Raw genomic sequence first — 17224 nt, 5'->3', positions numbered from 1 at the left:
TTGTATCTCTCGTCTGAAGCTTAGAAAAGAACACTGGCAAGGAAGCGAAGGCAGATCAGCAGAAGGAAAATGCCAAAGGCCATTTCCAGCTTTGACTTGGACCAGGAATGCGCAAGCCTCACTCCGATCGGGGCAGTCAGAACCGTGGTCGGGATGAAAAGGGCAAGCCCCAGCAGCGAAACATAGCCGATGGCAATGGGGAATTGCAGGGCGACGACATCTGGAAACTCCGACGCACGCGGCCAGCCTGCATACATATAGCCAAGCGTTCCGGGAATTGAGATCAATATGCCAAGGCCTGATGATGTCGCCACCGCCTGATGGATAGGGCGGCCATAGAACGTCATGAACAAATTTGACAATTGTCCGCCGCCAATACCCATGAGTGATGAGAGAACGCCAATCAAAAGCCCGTAAAAGCGCATGAGCCAGCCAGCCGGAAGGTCATCGGCAAGACGCCATTTATCATTGCCGAACAGCAGGCGGATCGCCGAAGCGCCTGCAACCACCACAAAGACGATCTTGAAAAGATCGGCGGGAGCATAGCGCGCGATAAAACTGCCAAGAACCACGCCGAGCACGACCGGAACAGCCCATTTACCAAGGATTGTCATATCCACGGCGCCCTTGGCCTTATGGGCATAAAAGGAGCGCAGCGAGGTCGGGATGATGATGGCCAGAGACGTGCCGATGCATAGCGGCATGCGGACTTCTTCCGGTACTTCCATGAAACGGAACAATTCATAGAGAACTGGAACGGCAACCGCCCCGCCACCGACACCGAACAGACCGGCAAGCAGGCCGGTCACTGCGCCGGCAACCAGCAGTCCGACCACCAGCAAAGACAACTCAAAAACAGGAATACCGAACATATTGTTTCCTTAACTGGAGACCGCCAAGTTTCGACGCCGGAACGCCGATAGTTCAGCGCCCGATTGCATAAGCCTGCATGAGGCGCGGCGTTGCGGCTGCCCGCAAAATGCCATCCGGGTCCCGCTCGGCGGCGGTCAACCGCCCGACCGACCATTGGGGAACAATCTCGACATCGTGGCCACGTGCTTTGAGCGCATCGATTGTTTCCCGGCCAAAGCTCTCCTCAACGACAAGGCGGCCCGGGATTGCCTCGCGCGGATAGAAGGAGGAGGGGAAATGCATGGTATGGAACAAGGGCAGGTCAATACTTTCCTGCAAATTGAGGCCGTGATGGACCCGGCGCAGGAACATTGCCAATTGCCACTGGTCCTGCTGATCGCCGCCCGGCGTTCCGAAAACCAGACGCGGCTTTCCTTCATACAGCGCCAGCGATGGCGTCAATGTGGTGCGGGGACGTTTAAGCGGGGCCATGCTGGCTGGCAAACCGGGTTCCAGCCAAAACATTTGCGCCCGCGTGTTGAGCGCAAAGCCAAGCTCGGGAATAACTGGTGATGATTGCAGCCACCCACCCGATGGCGTGGCGGAAACCATATTGCCCCATTTGTCGATGACATCGATATGAACAGTGTCGCCGCGCTTTTCAGTGCGCAAATGCGCCATTGTCGGCTCACCGGCGCCCGGTGCAATATCGCCGCTCGCGCCAGCATAGCGCACCTGTGACATGGCGGTCTTGAGCTGTGCTTCATAGCCCGTAACAGTGCCGGGGCGCAGCTCCATCGATGCATCACTGGTGATGAGCGCACGCCGCTGATCGCTATATGCATCAGACAGAAGCGCTTCCATTGGAACATCCACGAAATCCGGATCGCCGTAATAAACCTCCCGGTCAGCGAAGGCGAGTTTCATGGCCTCGGTTACGGTATGTATGAATTCGGGGCTGTCCGGCTTCATGGCGGCAATATCAAGCTTTTTGAGCAGCGCCAATGTTTGGAGGAATACCGGGCCTTGTCCCCAAGGGCCTGTCTTGGCAACAGTCCAGCCGTGGTAATCATAGGTCAGCGGAGTTTCATAGGTAGCGCTCCAGCCTGCCATGTCCTCGCCGGTCAAAAGACCCTTATGGCGACGACCGCTGGTATCCATGGCTTCGGTCTGGCGGCAGAAGCGATCGATCGCCTCAGCGACAAAACCACGATAAAATGCATCGCGCGCTTTCTCTATCGTGGCTTCACGATTTCCGCCTGCTGCTTCAGCCTCGTCGACAATGCGCTGATAGCTATCGGCAAGGACAGGATTGCAAAACAGTTTCTTGGCTTCAGGAGCTATGCCGCCGGGCAGCCAGGTTGCCGCTGAAGTCGGCCATTCCTTGGCGAAGAAATCGGCATTGTCCTTGATGGTGTTGGCAACGCGCGGAAGCAGCGGATGCCCGTGCCGGGCATAATGGATCGCAGGTTCCATCACATCCCGCAGCTTCATGGAGCCGTGATCACGCAGAAGAACCATCCATGCGTCAAACGCGCCGGGCACAACGGCGGCCAGAAGTCCGGAACCAGGGACGAGATCAAGATCCAGCGCCTTGTAAGCTTCGATGGTTGCCGCTTGCGGCGTCACGCCTTGTCCGCAAAGGACTTCCGTCTTTTGTGTCTGCGCAGAGTAAAGAATGATAGGCACTTCACCGGAAGGCCCGACAAGATGGGGCTCCACAATCTGCAACACAAAGCCAGCGGCTACCGCAGCATCGAAGGCATTGCCGCCACGTTCCAGCATTGCCATGCCAGCTGCCGAGGCGAGCCAATGCGTCGAGGTCACAACACCAAAGGTGCCCAAAATTTCCGGTCTCGTCGTAAACATTTATTGTTCCTGCTTTGTATGAATTCTTAGTATTCACGCGGGTCGATTGCGTCGCGCAGGCCATCACCAAGAAGGTTGAAGCCCAAAACGGCGAGGAAGATTGCAGCCCCCGGCCATAGCGACATCCAAGGTGCCTGCGAGATGAAGTTCTTGGCGGTATTCAGCATTGAACCCCAGGAAGGATTGGGTGGCTGCTGGCCAAGGCCGAGAAAAGACAGGCTGGCTTCTGCGATAATAGCCGCCGCGATCGTCAGCGTCGCCTGTACAATGACGGGAGGAATTGAGTTCGGCAGGATATAGCGCAGGATGATGCGTGGGTGCCGCAGGCCGATAACCTGTGCTGCCTCCACATATTCCTCCGCCTTGACCGATAGAACCTGTCCTCTAGTGAGGCGGGCAAAGATCGGCGCGGCTGACAGGCCAATGGCGATCATGGCGTTGGTCAGGCTGGCACCCAGAAATGCGGCCAGTGAAATCGCAAAAATGAGGAAGGGGATGGCCAGCATTGCATCGACCAGACGCGAAATAACGCCATCGATCCAGCCGCCGAAATATCCGGCAAGCAGGCCAAAGGGCACGCCGACAATGACCGCAATCACGACCGATACGCCGCCCGCCATCAAGGATGCGCGTGCGCCATAGATCATGCGCGAGAAAATATCGCGTCCAAGCTCATCCGTCCCAAGCCAGAATTGCGCGGAAGGCGGCTTGCGTATCGTTGTGAAGCTCGTCTGAAAAGGATCATAGGGAGCAATCAGGGGCGCAAAGATCGCGAGCACCACGAAGATGCCGACAATAATGGCCCCGGCAACGGCTGCCTTGTTGCGCGTGAATTTGGACAATTGGCGGCTGAAAGAGCTGCTGCGATGGGAAGTGATGGCACTCATGATGCATCTCTCAGGCGTGGATTGACAACGATATAGAGAATATCCGCGAGAAGGTTCATCAGGATGAAGCCGACGGCCGTGCAAAGCACCACGCCTTGCACCACGGCATAATCACGGGTGAAAACGGCATCGACGATCAATTTTCCAAAGCCGGGAATGGTGAATATCTGTTCGGTCAAAACAGCGCCCGCGAGCAATTCACCAAACAGCAGCGTCGATAGGGTGATGATCGGAACCAGCGCGTTTTTCAGCGCATGGCGCAGGATCACTGTCTTTTCATTGAGCCCCTTGGCTCGCGCCGTCCGCACATAGTCGGAGCGCAGTACGCCGAGCATGGCGGATCTGGTGTGGCGCATGAGAACACCGGCAAGTCCGGTTCCCAGAACAAAGGCCGGCATTATCATCGTGCGCAGGTTCTGGCCGAGATCTTCCAGCGGCGAGGTGTACCCGGAAGCCGGAAGCAATTGCCATTGCACCGATACCAGCAAAATGAGCATGAGGCCAAGCCAGAAATTGGGAATTGAAAGGCCGGACAACGCCACGACATTGATTGCATAGTCCGTGGCCGTGCCCTTGCGTATGGCAGAAATAATGCCTGCGGGCACGCCGATTATGAAGGCTATGACCATGGCAAATGCGGCCAGCTGGATAGTGACAGGAAGTTTCTGCGCAATCAGACTAAGGACGGGCTGCTCGGTGCGCAAAGAAATTCCAAGATCGCCCCGCAGGATTTGTCCAAGCCAGGCGACATATTGGACGGGGATCGGATCATTGAGACGATATTTCTCCTGCAGATAGGCTATGGTTTGCGGATCCCGGTCCTCGCCTGCCATGGTGAGGATTGGATCGCCGGGAAGAAGCTTCTGCATACCGAATACTATAATGGACACGAGAAGCAGCGTGGGCAGGACGACGATGCATCGTCTGAAAACAATCTCGATCATGGGGCAACACTTTAAAACTGGAAACGGGAAGGCAAGGGAGCGGCCGCGGATGGGCCGCCCCAGGCCATGAAGATCAACCTTCGGTTGAAACGCCCTTCAGGCGGATCATGCCATCAGGATAGGCCGTGAAACCCTTTACATTGGCACGTGCCGCAAATGGCCATGGCTGGTAATAAAGGTAGACGATGGGCAGTTCGTCCTGGGTAATCTCCTGGACCTGATCATAAAGCGCCTTCCGCTTGACCGGGTCGGTCAGGCTGCGGGCTTCTTCAAGCAGCGCATCCACTTTCTCACTGCAAAAATGAGCGTCATTGAGATTGCCCTTGCAGCTTACAAATGCGTGGATATTACCATCCGGATCGGCGCGACCTGACCAGCCGCTCTGACCGGCTTCAAAGGAGCCGTCCTTCAGCGCCGATTGCAGCGCGGCAAATTCTGTGGGACGCAGCGAGATATCAAAACCGACCTCGGCCGACATCGCCTGAATCAGCTCATAGATTTGCTGCGAGGCGGTGTTATTGCCGAAAGCGATCTCCAGCTTGACGCGCTCATGACCAGCTTCGGCGAGCAAAGCCTTGGCCTTGGCCACATCGCGCTGGCGGCTTTCGAACTTCTTGTCATAGGCAAAGCTGGTTGGTGGAAATGGCTGATAGGCAGGCTGGAAGATGCCCTGGCCGACGACCTCGTTGATGACGTTGCGATCGATAGACAGTTCAAAAGCCTGACGAATGCGTTTGTCATGACCGATCGGAAACGTATCCTTGTCACCCTTCTTCATGTTGAAGGTCAAAGCCTGATAGCCGGTTCCGGTGACTGGATAAAATGCTAGATTGGAATCGCCCTTTACGGCTTCGATATCAGAAGGGGCAATACGCTCGATAAGATCAAGATCGCCCGAGCGCAGATTTGCCAGGCGCACTGTCGAGTCCGAGATCGGAATGAAGGTCAGCTTGTCATATTTGTAATTTGCCGCGTCCCAATAATCCGGGAATTTCTGAAGAACGATGCGGTCATTCTGAATGCGCTCGACGAACTTGTAAGGACCCGAGCAAACAGGGTTTTCGCCAAAATCACCACCCTCGAAAGCTTTGGGTGACAGGATCATGCCCGCACGATCCGAGAGCTGCGATAGCAGCGATGCGTCCGGCTTGACCAGGTGGATCACGAGCGTTGTCGCATCGACTGCATCAACCGAAGCGATGGAGGCGACTTCACTCTTGCGCAGTGATTCCGGCAGCGTCTTCGCCCGTTCGAGATTGGCTTTTACAGCGGCGGCGTCAATTGTCGTGCCATCATGAAATTTGCCATTGTCGCGCAGCTTGACGGTAAGCGCCTTGCCGTCTTCCGACCAGGACCATTCCTTGGCGAGTTGAGGCTGAATCTCCAGCTTCTCGTTAATGTCGAAAAGCTTGTCGCACATCGAGGTGAAGACGATGCGCCCGACGAAAGTGCGGGCGCGGTGCGGATCCAGAATATCCGCATCATCCTGCAGACCTATGCGCAGGTCGGCAGCAAAGGCTGCGGAGGCCGAACCAACAATGGCGGCGGTTAAAAGGAGTTTCTTGATGCAGTTCATTGGATTCCCTCTGTAGTTGAACTTTTTTTACTGCTGATTTTATCATTGGGCGCTACGTCCCAAACTGGCGCCACGCTGTCTGTAAGCTGCATGGCTTCAATGACTGCGCTGCGAATGGAGAGCAGATGCTTGCGCATGGCAGCCTCTGCCTCGGCAGGATCGAACCGGCGGATAGCCTCGATCACCGCGTCGTGCTGCTCTACTGAAAGGGTTGTGCGACCCGAGGACCGGGTCCGTTCACGAAAGTGACGCCAGGCATCGTTCTGGCGAATCTGGTCGATCATTCCCATGAAGAGAATGAAAAGTTGATTGCCCGCAGATTCCGCGATCTTGCGATGGAACGCGCCGTCCCAAAGCTCCCAGGAATCAATGTCGGTGGCGTCTTTTGCCTTGGATGCCAGCCTTTCCAGCTGCTGTATAAGAACGGGTGTGGCTTTCGTGGCAGCGATGCGTGCGAGAACCGGCTCGATTTCAATGCGCACCTCCATCACCTCAAGCGGATTGGTAAATTCTGCCAGATTGCTGACCCGCAGCGTGCTTGAGACCTGTTGGGAACCGGCAAAAGTTCCTTTGCCCTGCTGACGCCAGATAAGGCCTTCATCTTCCAGAACCTCAAGCGCTCGGCGAAGAGCGCGCCGTCCCACACCGATTTCCTCGGCCAATTCACGCTCCGGTGGAAGGCGCAATTCGCCGCCCAACGGAACAGAACTCAGCAATATGCGCAGACGCTCAAGGGCGTGCCCGGAATTTGCAGCAGGTTTGGCACGAACGGGCATGGGAAACCTTCAAAAGCGGATCAATATGAAGAATGGTTCACAAATGTGAGACGCATGCCTTGGTGTATAAATGAGAATATAAAGCGCGTCTCCAAGGCTTGTCGCACTTTCCCCTAAAATTTAGCCTATTTAACAATAAACAACGACGCAACCAATTTCTTTTATGGTTCACTTTATTTACGGCAATAGGGTTAAGGTAGGTCAAACCAAGATTTGTTCGCCGCGAAAGAACTGCCGGAATGGTATAGATTCGAGCAGCGGCTTTACTCCCAACCAAGACGCGCCGCTCAAAGCGATGCTCTTGCTTGTCAATCATATTGGTGCCAATCCCTCTTAAAATTGTCGACAATATCGTTGACAAAGAGAAATCCTTATGGCCCTATGCTTTCAATAAATCGCGGTCAAGCTTGCAAAAGGCACTCGCGGAAGAGGGAAACATTGATGATGCGAATGCGAAAATCCATTCTGATGGCGGTGACATCAATCCTGTTATTGGGAACAGCCGCAGAGGCGGCGACGCTTAAATGGGCAGGGCAGCGGGACATATTCTCCCTGGATCCCTATTCCTATGGCTCGACCTCAAATCTCGCCTTTCTGAACCATATTTACGAAGGTCTGGTGCGTTACACGCCGGAATTTGAAGTCGTTCCGGCATTGGCCACGGAGTGGCAGCTGATCGACAATAAATATTGGCGCTTCAAGCTGCGCCAAGGCGTAAAGTTTCATGATGGTTCGGATTTTGACGCCGATGACGTCATTGCCTCGCTCAAGCGGGTCAGCGCGCCATCATCGCCTTTGAGAGGAAATATTCCGCTCTATGCCGGCTCGAAGAAGGTTGACCAGTACACGGTCGATATCGAGGTTTCAGCGCCATCGCAGTTGTTTCTCAATGATATGACAAACATCTTCATGTTCGACGCGAAATGGCTTGCGGATAATAAGAGCGAGCAGCCCACCGATGTCGGCGCTAAGGTTGAAGGTTATACAACCTACCACGCCAATGGCACCGGGCCTTTCAAGCTGGAAAGCCGCGTGCCCGACAGCAAGACGACGCTCGTCGTGAATGAAGGCTGGTGGGACGAGAAGAAGCACAATCTCGATCGCATTGAATTCACCCCGATCACTTCAGCGGCAACGCGTGTTGCAGCGCTATTATCCGGCGAGGTCGATCTGGTGGATGCGGCCCCCATTCAGGATATCAGCCGCCTTGAAGCAACGCAGGGCATAAAGGTCGACAAGCGCTCCGATTTGCGCACGATTTCGATTGCCTTTAACCGCCGCGAAAAATTGACCGATGGCCGCGACAATCCATTCAATGATTTGCGGGTCCGGCAGGCATTTGATCACGCCATTGACCGGAACCTGATCAACAAGAAGGTCATGCGCGGACTGGCGCATCCGGCAGGCGTTTTGGTTGCACCCGAGATCCCCGGTTATGATGCCACGCTTGACGTGCCTGCAACCTATGATCCGGAATTGTCCCGCAAGTTGCTTGCCGAAGCCGGGCAGACTGATCTGGCCTTTACCTATCTTTGCATGAACGACGAAAGCGTGAACGAGGAGGACGTTTGCTCAGGTGTCGTCAACATGTTGAGCCGGGCGGGATTCAAGCCAACGCTCGATATAGGACCGCGTGCTGTGCAGACGCCCAAGCGTTCGAGCGGCAAGTCCGATGTTTATATGGTCGGCTGGGCAAATGAGCCTACGCTTGATGCCTATTCAATATTGGTTCAGGTGCTTTCCACCCGCAACGGCGCCGATGGCGTGGCGAATTACGGTGGCTGGTCCTATCCCGAACTCGACAAAATGGTGAAAGACGCCGCCTTGGAGCAGGACCGGGAAAAGCGGCTGGCAATTGAAACTGCGGCACTGAAATTCGCCAAGGATCAGGCAATCATGATCCCTTTGCATCAGCAGCCAATGGCCTGGGCCACAAGCAGCAAGATTGAGAGTGTCGTAATCCGGGCTGATAACAAGCCACGGCACTGGCTGACGCGCATGAGCGAGTGATTGGTAGCGCTTCGGCGCTATCCGATAAGCAAGGGAAGACCTCCGTTCAAGGGGGCGACCAACATCCAGAAGCGGAGCACAACCAGAATGTTTAAGCAACTAGGCCTAGCGGCCACGGTGGCATTGACCCTCATTTTACCCAGTCATGCCGAAACTCTCAAATGGGGCGCGCCCCGTGATATCTACTCGCTCGATCCCTATTCCTACGGGGATAGTTATACGATTGCCTTCCTGAACCATGTTTATGAAGGCCTCGTCAGATATGACGCGAAATTGCAGATTGAGCCTGCCCTTGCAACCTCATGGGAAGTTGTCTCGGATAATGTCTGGCGCTTTCACCTGCGTCAGGGTGTCAAATTCCACAATGGTGCAACGTTTACATCTGCGGATGTGCTGGCCTCGCTGACACGCGTGAGTGACAAGACATCGCCGCTTCGCGGTAATCTGCCGGCCTATAAATCAGCCAAGGTGGTTGATGACTATACGATCGATATTGAATTGACGGGGCCTTACCCGCTGCTCCTTAACGATCTTACCAATATTCACATTTTCGATGAGACTTGGCTGACCGACAACAATTCGCTGAAGCCAACCGATGTGGGTGCAAAGCTGGAAGGCTATGCGACCTATCATGCGAACGGAACCGGACCCTTCGTCGTCGAGAGCCGGGTGCCCGATAGCAAGACCATTCTGGTGAAGAATACGCAATGGTGGGACAAGTCCGACGCCAATGTCGACCGCATCGAGTTTACACCCATCGTTTCGGCAGCAACCCGCGTTGCGGCGCTGCTTTCAGAAGAGATCAATTTCACGGACAATGCTCCATCGCAGGATATTCCACGCCTTGCTGCTCAGCCAAACCTTAAAGTCATGGAGCGCACCGATCTTCGGACCGTGATGATCGGATTCAACCGCAAGGCCAAGCTCGACAATGGCACGGAGAACAAGTTCAACGATCTGCGCGTGCGTCAGGCATTTGCCCATGCGCTTGATCCGCAACTGATCCAGAAGCGTATCATGCGCGGCAAGTCCAGAACTGCCGGAGCAATCATTGCACCGGAAATTCCAGGCTATACGGAAGCACTCGACAAGCCGGTGGCATTTGATCCGGAACTGTCCAAGAAGCTACTGGCAGAAGCTGGCGCGACCGATTTACCCTTTACCTTCGTTTGCACCACGGATGCCTATGTCAATGAGGAAGAACTGTGCCAGGGCATGATCAATATGCTCAGTCGCGGTGGTTTCAAGCCTCAGCTTGATATTGCGCCAGCCGCCGCACAAACGCCAAAACGCGCAAATGGCAAGGCGGATGTTTACCTGATCGGCTGGGCAAATGAGCCAATGCTCGACAGCTATTCCATCCTGCTTCAGATGATCCAGACAAAGACGGATAATGCCGGAGTCTTCAATTGGGGTGGATGGTCTTATCCTGAAATCGACAAGCTGATCGTTCAGGCGTCGACCGAGATGGACAGGCCCAAGCGGTTGGAACTTCAGACCAAGGCCCTGCAAATGGTCAAGGATGAGATCATCATGCTTCCTCTCCATCAGCAGCCCATGGCCTGGGTAATGACGGGCAAGGTCGATAGCATCGTTCAGCTGGCGGACAATAAACCTCGCCATTGGCTGACACATATTGCCAAATAAGTCTGGCGGTCGGCTTCGTTAGTTGCGAGGCGGACGGATAGGGAGCACACTATATGCTGGTTTTTATTGTGAGGCGTTTAGGAAACGCAATTCTGGTTATGCTCGCAGTAGCCATGCTCGCCTTCCTGATTTTCCGGCTCGCAGGTGATCCGGTTGAGTTGATGGCGAACGAACAGATGACGCAGGCAGACAGGAACGAGCTGCGCGAGCGGCTTGGTCTTAATGATGGTTTGCCAACGCAATATGTTCGCTTCGTCGTCAATGCAGCGCAGGGCAATTTCGGAATTTCCTACCGCAACGGACAGGATGTTCTGACGTTGATTGCCGACCGTTTTCCAGCAACGCTTGAGCTTGTGCTGGTGGCAACATTGATATCGCTTGTTCTTGGAATACCACTTGGCGTGCTCACCGCAATCAAGCGCGGCAAGTGGTACACTGAAGGATTGCAGTTCATTTCCATTGTAGGCGTGTCGTTACCGAGCTTTGTTGTCGGTATCCTGCTTATTCTGGTCTTCTCGGTCAGTCTGGGCTGGCTGCCCGCTTTCGGGCGCGGCGACGTGGTCAAGCTTGGCTGGTGGTCGACGGGGCTTCTTACTCCATCGGGGCGTCTGGCGCTTATCCTGCCATCAATCGCGCTGTCGCTTTACCAGATCACGCTCATCATGCGGCTGGTGCGCGCCGAAATGCTGGAAGTGCTGCGTTCTGACTTTGTAAAGTTTGCGCGCGCGAGGGGTATCCCCCGTTGGCGGATTTATTTCCGGCACGCCTTGAGAAACTGCCTGATGCCCGTTGTCACCATGACCGCCATGAATATTGGTTCATTGATTGCTTTTGCCCTGATCACCGAGACCGTGTTCCAGTGGCCGGGAATGGGTATGCTGTTTATTCAGGCGGTGACATTCATCGATATTCCGGTCATGGCCGCATATCTGTGCATCATTTCTTTCATTTTCGTTGTTCTGAACATGCTGGTGGATATTGCTTATGCAGTGATCGATCCCCGCTTGCGCAGCACACGCTAGAGCAGAGACCGGATCAATGACCATTGATGCAACCAAGCCACCCAAATTGCCAAGACCGGCGCGACCGCCTTTGCACAAGCGCATTCGCAACAGTGACCTGTGGTGGTCGTTCAAGCATAGCAAGGTTGCGATTGCGGGCGCGGTCATATTGGCAGTGCTCATTCTGACAGCGGTTTTCGCGCCGCTGATCGCCATGCAAAATCCCTATGATGGTGCGCAGCTCGACATGTGGAAAGCAGAGCTTCCACCCTATTGGCAGGAAGGTGGCGAGTGGCCCTATCTGCTCGGAACCGATACGCAGGGCCGCGACATGCTTTCGGCAATTTTGTACGGGACGCGGATTTCCATTTTCATCGGCATAGCATCCGTGGCGCTCTCCTTGCTGATCGGCATGAGTGCGGGTCTGGTCGCGGGCTATTTCGAAGGCTTTATCGACAATCTTCTGATGCGCATTGGCGACATAACGCTGTCCATTCCCACTATTCTAGTTGCCATACTGGTTTCGACAGTGGTGAGGCAGATGTTGCCAGCGGACCTTCGCGAGATGGGCGCCTCAGCCGTGCTGGTATTTGCGATAGCTCTGTCGGCTTGGGTGCAATATGCGCGAACCGTACGCGCCCAGACGATTGTGGAATGCGGCAAGGACTATGTGCATGCGGCACGGCTGATCAAGGTTCCTGCGCGCAGGATCATGGGCAAACATATTCTCCCAAATACGCTCACGCCCGTGCTCGTCGCCGCCACCTTGAATTTCGGCATGGCCATTTTGACGGAAGCCACGCTGTCCTTTCTGGGTATCGGCATGCCGCCAAGCCAGCCTTCACTCGGAACTTTGATCCGTATCGGCAATCAGTTCCTGTTTTCCGGTTCCTGGTGGATCGTGCTCTTCCCGGTGCTTCAGCTGTGCCTGCTCGTCGTTGCAGTTAATCTGATCGGCGATTGGCTGCGTGACGCCCTGAATCCAAAATTGAGGTAGATGATTTATGACCGATTTGCTGCTGCGCAATGTGCGACCCATGGCTGGCGAGACCTGCGACATCCTTATCGAGAACGGTGAAATTTCCGGTTTCGGTCGTTTCGAGCCCAAGCCTGGCATGGCGGTGGAAGATGGGGGCAACTCCATCGTTATCCCCGGACTTATCGATGCGCATACCCATCTCGACAAGACCACATGGGGCATGCCCTGGCATGTGAATAATCGCGCGGCGATCCTGCGCGAGCGTATCGACTTTGAGCGGGAAAACCGCAGCGATATCGGGATTGACCCGCATCGCCAATCCATGCGCCACGCGATCGGACTGGCGGCCCACGGTGCAACCCATATACGCAGCCATGTCGATATTGATCCCACCCATGGGCTTTCCATTGTCGAGGGCGTTTGGGAAACGCGTGAAAAACTGCGCGATATCATCGATATCGAGATTGTCGCATTTCCGCAATCCGGCCTTATGGTCATGCCCGGAACGAAGGAACTGCTTGATGAGGCGCTTGCGCAGGGCTGCGAAGTTCTGGGCGGCATCGACCCATGCGGCATTGACCGCGATCCCAAGGGGCAGTTGGACACAATATTTGCTCTGGCGGTCAAGCATCAGCGGCCAATCGACATCCACCTCCATGAGGCAGGCGATCTTGGCGCCTTCACGATGGAGCTGATTTTCGAGCGTATCCGTGCCAATGGCATGCAGGGAAAAGTGGCCATAAGTCATGCTTTCGCGCTCGGCATGAATGATTATCTGCGCGTCGGCAAACTGATTGATGAGCTAGCCGCGCTGGATGTGGCAATCCTCACAACCGGCGCGCCATCGGCGGCAGTGCCATCCGTCATGAGGCTCAAGGAAGCAGGCGTTCGGGTTGGCGGCGGATGCGATGGCATTCGTGATACATGGGGGCCTTGGGGTCAGCCTGATATGCTCGACCGTGCCAAGATCATCGGCATGAAAAACGGAATGCGGAAAGATCACGAGTTGGAGCATGTCCTGCACATTGTCTCGCAGGGTGGTGCTGATGTCATGCGGATCGAAGGATATGGCCTGAACATTGGATGCAATGCGGACATGACATTGCTGACGGGCGAGACGCTTGCCCATGCTGTTGTTGACGTGGCGCCGCGTCCATTGGTTATCAAGCGCGGGCGCGTGACAGCCCGCGCCGGTCAAGCCATTGTGGATATGCCATGACAGGAAATCTGGACAGTTTGCAACTCGGCGTCAGGTTGGCAGGCAGGACATTGCTGACCGCCGATTGGGTGCTTGGTCATAGCGATGGCACTCATCGCCTGTTCCGCAAGGGAGAGGTTGTGTTCGAAGATGGCAAGGTGCTTTTCGTCGGCCATAGTTTTGCGGGCGAGGTGGCTCGCCGCGTCGATTTTGGAAAGGCTTTGATCAGCCCCGGTCTTATCGATCTCGACGCCTTGTCCGATCTGGATACGACTATTCTGGGTATCGACAACCATCCCGGTTGGGCGAAGGGCCGTGTCTGGCCGCGATCCTATGTTGAAGCCGGCCCCTATGAAATGTACACGCCGGAGGAACTGGCTTTTCAAAAGCGGTTTGCCTTTGGACAATTGCTTTTGAACGGCATAACGACGGCGGCTCCCATCGCTTCGCTTTTTTATCGTGAATGGGGCGAGACAGTTGCCGAATTTGAAGCGGCAGCGGATGCAGCGGAGGAAATGGGTCTGCGGGTCTATCTCAGCCCTGCCTATCGTGCTGGCGGCATGGTGCTGGAAAGTCCGGGCCAGATCATTCCCGTCTTTGATGAAGGACGCGGGCTACGCGGTTTGGACGATGCAGTGCGATTTATCGCAGAGCATTCGGGGCGGGGCGGCGATCTTGTGCGCGGCATGCTTGCGCCGGATCGGGTGGAAACCTGTACAATAGAATTGCTCAAGCGCACGGACGCTGCTGCGCAGGAACTTGGCTGCAAGATACGCCTGCATATGGCGCAGGGCATAATGGAAGTTGAAACAGTGCGGGCGCTGCATGGCACGACGGCACCCATTTGGCTTGCCAAGCATGGATTGCTGAGCGAGCGGCTGATTGCGCCGCATGCGACCAACGCAACTGAAGAAGACTTGCGCCTCTATGCGGAAAACAATGTTTCCATCGTTCATTGTCCGCTGGTTTCAGCTCGTGGCGGAAACACGCTCAATTCCTTCTCTGCCTGCCGCAGCCGAGGCATCAATATCGCAATGGGTACCGATACGGCGCCTGCCGATATGTTGATGAATCTGCTGGTCGGTTTGATAACCTCCCGCATCAATGATGGCGTGCCGGACCGTGTGCGTTCTGCTGATCTTTTTGATGCGGCGACCCTTGGCGGGGCAAAAGCACTGGGCAGAACGGATATCGGCCAGCTATCACCGGGGTCTCGGGCGGATATTGCGGTGTTTGGCCTTGATGATGTGATCATGACACCGGCAATTGATCCGATCACAACGCTTGTCACAGGCGGATCAGGCAAGGTGACACGCGGGACGTTTGTCGACGGACGACTTTCAATGCTTGGCGGCAAGGTTGCCGGTATCGACATGGAATCCGCGCAGATACAGGCGCAGGAACAGTTTGACCGCCTTGTCGCAAAATATCCGGAACGAAGCTGGGCGCATCCGCCGCTATCCGAGATATTTCCTTCCAGCTATCCAATGGAGAGCAACGCAAATGGGTGAAGCAGCCGGTCAACTCATTCTTGACGTTCGTAACCTCAGGGTGGAATTTCCCGGCCGCCATGGCACGGTCACCGCGCTTTCGGATGTCAGCCTCGACATAAGGGCTGGCGAAATCCTTGGTGTGGTAGGCGAGTCCGGCGCAGGGAAGTCGATGGCCGGCCTGTCCATATTGGGACTGCTGGAGCGGCCCGGCCACATTAGCGGCGGTGAAATCTGGCTCGAACAACGGCGGATCGACACGCTCGACGATTATGAGATGGAGAAGATTCGGGGGCGCAAGATTGGCGCGATCTTTCAGGACCCGCTGACCTCACTCAATCCTCTGTTCACGGTCGGCGCGCAGTTGACCGAAACAATCCGTCAACATCTGGATATGAACAAGGCACAGGCGAAAGCACGGGCGATTGAACTGCTGGGCGAGGTGGGCATTCCTTCACCTTCCGAGCGTGTCGATCATTATCCGCATCAGTTTTCCGGCGGCATGCGGCAAAGAGTGGTTATTGCCTTGGCGCTTGCCGCATCGCCCCGGCTGATCATTGCCGACGAACCGACAACGGCGCTTGATGTTTCCATTCAGGCGCAGATCATTTCCCTGTTGCGCCGACTGTGCAAGGAAAAGCAAACCGCGATCATGCTTGTCACCCACGATATGGGCGTCATTGCTGAAGCCGCGGACCGGGTAGCGGTCATGTATGCGGGGCGGCTGATCGAGGTCGGTCCGGTGGAACAGGTGCTGCACGCATCAAAACATCCCTATACGCGCGGCCTTATGGCTTCCATTCCGGCGCTTGCTGCCCGGGTCGAACGGCTCAACCAGATCGATGGCTCCATGCCACGGCTTGATGCCATTCCTGATGGCTGCGCCTTTAACACACGCTGCAAATCGGCTGGTCCGCGCTGTACCCGCGAGCAGCCGGTTCTGATCCCGGCCGGTGCTGGTGCGAGCGCCTGTTGGCTGAATGCGGGAGGAGTTGCATAATGGATATTCAACAAAAAATGCCGGCCTTTACCGCAGAGCGCCTTGTCAAAACATTCGATGTTTCCGCGCCATGGCTCAGCCGGGTTCTGGAGAGGAAACCGCGTCAATATCTCCATGCCGTCAATGATATCAGCTTTACCGTGCCTGCCGGCGGATGCCTGAGCATTGTCGGCGAAAGTGGTTGCGGCAAATCCACCGTTGCGCGCCTTGTGACGGGACTGCACCGGCCAACCAGTGGTGCGCTTCGCTTTGCACCCGGCGCGCAGGGCGCGCCTCTTTCCGTGCAGATGATTTTCCAAGACCCGTTTGCATCGCTCAATCCGCGTTGGCGCGTCAAGAACATTGTCGCCGAGCCGCTGCGTGAATTGAAGCTGCTGAAGACACGGTCAGAGATTGCGGACCGGGTTGAGGAATTGCTTCAGATTGTCGGCCTGTCGATCTCCGATGGCGAAAAATTCCCGCATGAGTTTTCGGGCGGACAGCGACAGCGCATATCGATTGCGCGCGCGCTCGCCAGCGAACCGGAATTTCTCGTATGCGATGAACCGACTTCTGCACTCGATGTGTCTGTTCAGGCCCAAGTTCTCAACCTCATGCGCAAATTGCAGGATGAACTTGGCCTGACTTATCTTTTCATCAGCCACGATATGAGTGTCGTCCGGCACATGTCGGATCGCATTGCCGTTATGTATCTCGGCCGGATCGTGGAAGAGGGCGATACGGAAAAGCTTTTCGCCGACCCCCGCCATCCCTATACGCAGCTTCTGCTGCAAACGATCCCGAATGTGCAGAACCCGAACAGAAATCGCGCACCCGCTAGCGGTGAAGTGCCAAGCCCGCTCAAGCCGCCTTCAGGCTGCACATTTCATCCGCGCTGTCCGATTGCAACAAAGCGATGCTCAGTGGAAATTCCCGAAGTGCGCATGTTGAGCAATGGTACCCGCATTGCCTGTCATCTGGTCGATGAACGCGAAGCCGCCGTGGCGCTATGAGAC

At 55.5% G+C, this 17224-nt stretch carries 14 protein-coding genes; 8 read left to right on the top strand and 6 right to left on the bottom strand.

Annotated elements, in window-relative coordinates; all coding sequences use genetic code 11:
* Positions 1 to 20 precede the first annotated feature (20 nt).
* The 6 genes from ACTJI9_RS13955 to ACTJI9_RS13930 form a co-directional block, all read right to left on the bottom strand.
* Entirely contained in the window at positions 21 to 872 is an 852-nt protein-coding gene (locus ACTJI9_RS13955) for a sulfite exporter TauE/SafE family protein (protein ID WP_115053755.1), read from the bottom strand.
* A gap of 52 nt (positions 873 to 924) precedes the next feature.
* Positions 925 to 2721, bottom strand: a complete 1797-nt coding sequence (locus tag ACTJI9_RS13950) for a gamma-glutamyltransferase family protein (RefSeq protein ID WP_440808720.1) — start codon at positions 2719 to 2721, stop codon at positions 925 to 927.
* 26 nt (positions 2722 to 2747) lie between these two features.
* Positions 2748 to 3608: an ABC transporter permease subunit gene (locus ACTJI9_RS13945; RefSeq protein WP_115053757.1), complete on the bottom strand. Its 861-nt coding sequence runs from the start codon at positions 3606 to 3608 to the stop codon at positions 2748 to 2750.
* Positions 3605 to 4552, bottom strand: coding sequence for an ABC transporter permease (locus ACTJI9_RS13940; protein ID WP_307275822.1), 948 nt, complete (start codon positions 4550 to 4552; stop codon positions 3605 to 3607). The genes ACTJI9_RS13945 and ACTJI9_RS13940 overlap by 4 nt, the downstream gene beginning before the upstream one ends.
* 73 nt (positions 4553 to 4625) lie before the next feature.
* Positions 4626 to 6128 carry an ABC transporter substrate-binding protein gene (locus ACTJI9_RS13935; protein ID WP_307275818.1) on the bottom strand — a complete coding sequence of 501 codons (1503 nt, stop codon included), beginning with the start codon at positions 6126 to 6128 and terminating at the stop codon, positions 4626 to 4628.
* Positions 6125 to 6904, bottom strand: coding sequence for a FadR/GntR family transcriptional regulator (locus ACTJI9_RS13930; RefSeq protein ID WP_115053760.1), 780 nt, complete (start codon positions 6902 to 6904; stop codon positions 6125 to 6127). Before ACTJI9_RS13930 ends, ACTJI9_RS13935 begins: the two co-directional genes overlap by 4 nt.
* 444 nt (positions 6905 to 7348) lie before the next feature.
* Here ACTJI9_RS13930 and ACTJI9_RS13925 point away from each other — a divergent pair, with 444 nt between their 5' ends.
* The 8 genes from ACTJI9_RS13925 to ACTJI9_RS13890 all read left to right on the top strand — a co-directional run bounded on the left by ACTJI9_RS13925 (position 7349) and on the right by ACTJI9_RS13890 (position 17221).
* Positions 7349 to 8914 carry an ABC transporter substrate-binding protein gene (locus ACTJI9_RS13925; RefSeq protein WP_370878666.1) on the top strand — a complete coding sequence of 522 codons (1566 nt, stop codon included), beginning with the start codon at positions 7349 to 7351 and terminating at the stop codon, positions 8912 to 8914.
* An 87-nt stretch (positions 8915 to 9001) separates the two neighbouring features.
* On the top strand, positions 9002 to 10561 hold the full coding sequence (locus ACTJI9_RS13920) for an ABC transporter substrate-binding protein (RefSeq protein WP_440808717.1): 1560 nt from the start codon (positions 9002 to 9004) through the stop codon (positions 10559 to 10561).
* A 53-nt stretch (positions 10562 to 10614) separates the two neighbouring features.
* Positions 10615 to 11583, top strand: coding sequence for an ABC transporter permease (locus ACTJI9_RS13915; RefSeq protein WP_115053763.1), 969 nt, complete (start codon positions 10615 to 10617; stop codon positions 11581 to 11583).
* Positions 11584 to 11599: 16 nt separating this feature from the next.
* Entirely contained in the window at positions 11600 to 12559 is a 960-nt protein-coding gene (locus ACTJI9_RS13910; protein WP_115053764.1) for an ABC transporter permease, read from the top strand.
* A gap of 7 nt (positions 12560 to 12566) precedes the next feature.
* A complete protein-coding gene (locus ACTJI9_RS13905) occupies positions 12567 to 13760 on the top strand; it encodes an amidohydrolase family protein (protein ID WP_440808713.1) in 1194 nt (397 codons plus the stop codon).
* Positions 13757 to 15250 carry an amidohydrolase family protein gene (locus ACTJI9_RS13900; protein ID WP_440808711.1) on the top strand — a complete coding sequence of 498 codons (1494 nt, stop codon included), beginning with the start codon at positions 13757 to 13759 and terminating at the stop codon, positions 15248 to 15250. The genes ACTJI9_RS13905 and ACTJI9_RS13900 overlap by 4 nt, the downstream gene beginning before the upstream one ends.
* A complete protein-coding gene (locus tag ACTJI9_RS13895; protein ID WP_115053767.1) occupies positions 15243 to 16229 on the top strand; it encodes an ABC transporter ATP-binding protein in 987 nt (328 codons plus the stop codon). The genes ACTJI9_RS13900 and ACTJI9_RS13895 overlap by 8 nt, the downstream gene beginning before the upstream one ends.
* The gene (locus ACTJI9_RS13890; protein ID WP_440808707.1) at positions 16229 to 17221 is read left to right on the top strand and encodes an ABC transporter ATP-binding protein; all 993 of its coding nucleotides are present in this window, start codon (positions 16229 to 16231) and stop codon (positions 17219 to 17221) included. The genes ACTJI9_RS13895 and ACTJI9_RS13890 overlap by 1 nt, the downstream gene beginning before the upstream one ends.
* Positions 17222 to 17224: the final 3 nt, after the last annotated feature.

It is taken from the genome of Phyllobacterium sp. 22552, from assembly GCF_052044585.1.
Taxonomy (GTDB): Bacteria; Pseudomonadota; Alphaproteobacteria; order Rhizobiales; family Rhizobiaceae; genus Phyllobacterium; species Phyllobacterium ifriqiyense.
Note: the sequence above shows the minus strand (reverse complement) of the source record. Positions and strands in the feature narration are given on the sequence as shown.

Coding starts and splice junctions, on each gene's coding strand:
- ACTJI9_RS13955 (WP_115053755.1), bottom strand. CDS start 872: ATGTTCGGTATTCCTGTTTTTGAGTTGTCTTTGCTGGTGGTCGGACTG.
- ACTJI9_RS13950 (WP_440808720.1), bottom strand. CDS start 2,721: ATGTTTACGACGAGACCGGAAATTTTGGGCACCTTTGGTGTTGTGACC.
- ACTJI9_RS13945 (WP_115053757.1), bottom strand. CDS start 3,608: ATGAGTGCCATCACTTCCCATCGCAGCAGCTCTTTCAGCCGCCAATTG.
- ACTJI9_RS13940 (WP_307275822.1), bottom strand. CDS start 4,552: ATGATCGAGATTGTTTTCAGACGATGCATCGTCGTCCTGCCCACGCTG.
- ACTJI9_RS13935 (WP_307275818.1), bottom strand. CDS start 6,128: ATGAACTGCATCAAGAAACTCCTTTTAACCGCCGCCATTGTTGGTTCG.
- ACTJI9_RS13930 (WP_115053760.1), bottom strand. CDS start 6,904: ATGCCCGTTCGTGCCAAACCTGCTGCAAATTCCGGGCACGCCCTTGAG.
- ACTJI9_RS13925 (WP_370878666.1), top strand. CDS start 7,349: ATGCGAATGCGAAAATCCATTCTGATGGCGGTGACATCAATCCTGTTA.
- ACTJI9_RS13920 (WP_440808717.1), top strand. CDS start 9,002: ATGTTTAAGCAACTAGGCCTAGCGGCCACGGTGGCATTGACCCTCATT.
- ACTJI9_RS13915 (WP_115053763.1), top strand. CDS start 10,615: ATGCTGGTTTTTATTGTGAGGCGTTTAGGAAACGCAATTCTGGTTATG.
- ACTJI9_RS13910 (WP_115053764.1), top strand. CDS start 11,600: ATGACCATTGATGCAACCAAGCCACCCAAATTGCCAAGACCGGCGCGA.
- ACTJI9_RS13905 (WP_440808713.1), top strand. CDS start 12,567: ATGACCGATTTGCTGCTGCGCAATGTGCGACCCATGGCTGGCGAGACC.
- ACTJI9_RS13900 (WP_440808711.1), top strand. CDS start 13,757: ATGACAGGAAATCTGGACAGTTTGCAACTCGGCGTCAGGTTGGCAGGC.
- ACTJI9_RS13895 (WP_115053767.1), top strand. CDS start 15,243: ATGGGTGAAGCAGCCGGTCAACTCATTCTTGACGTTCGTAACCTCAGG.
- ACTJI9_RS13890 (WP_440808707.1), top strand. CDS start 16,229: ATGGATATTCAACAAAAAATGCCGGCCTTTACCGCAGAGCGCCTTGTC.